This is a genomic window from Methanocalculus natronophilus, assembly GCF_038751955.1.
Lineage (GTDB): Archaea > Halobacteriota > Methanomicrobia > Methanomicrobiales > Methanocorpusculaceae > Methanocalculus > Methanocalculus natronophilus.
In genome coordinates, this window is the sequence record NZ_JBCEXH010000065.1 from 1 (window position 1) to 673 (window position 673).

The window sequence follows — 673 nt, forward strand, 5'->3', positions numbered from 1 at the left end:
GTATTAGATGAACAAGGGGGTCCAAATCACGTAGGGAACTACTGTGATGCGCCCATTATCGCGGATACAGAAAAGCAAGAATTAAGATATAATTCTTCATATTATGCGATTAAGCATTTTTCCAAGCATGTTCAAGTTGGCGCAAAAAGAGTCGCATCAACGGTAAATAATGATGCGTTAAACCATGTCGTATTTGAAAATCCAGATAAGAGTATTGTGGTCGTGATTCAAAATGAAACAGAAGAAGATCAAAAAATCACTATTGAAACTCCGAAAAAACATTCTTATCACACAAAAATCAACAAACGTAGTATTTCGACAATTATATTTGAGGTGTAAACATGAGTAATTATTACTTTGAAGGAGATTCCTTCGTTATAAACAACTACAACAATCAAAAAACATTCGCCAATTTTTTACCTGGTGTTGCAGGGAAAAAAGGGATTCCTTTATGGAGTTTTTATGTAAATAGAGCACAAGGGATTAGTGGCTATGGACTTCAAGATAAAAGTAAAGTTATCATGGAGTTTACGCCTGCTAATAAGGCATATGAAACGGTTGGAACGATTGGGTTTCGTACATTCATTAAAGTGAATGATACCCTTTATGAGGCGTTTAAAGAAGGCAGTTCACATCCGCATAAAATGCGTGTGAATAAATCATCTTTTACCAT

The 673-nt window shown here is 35.1% G+C and carries 2 protein-coding genes; both read left to right on the forward strand.

The window, feature by feature from the left end; translation table 11 throughout:
- On the forward strand, positions 1–339 hold a 339-nt coding region (locus ABCO64_RS10430; RefSeq protein ID WP_343089420.1), incomplete at its 5' end, for a glycoside hydrolase family 30 beta sandwich domain-containing protein.
- A 2-nt stretch (positions 340–341) separates the two neighbouring features.
- Positions 342–673, forward strand: a 332-nt coding sequence (locus ABCO64_RS10435) for a hypothetical protein (protein WP_343089421.1), incomplete at its 3' end; no start/stop codon positions are given.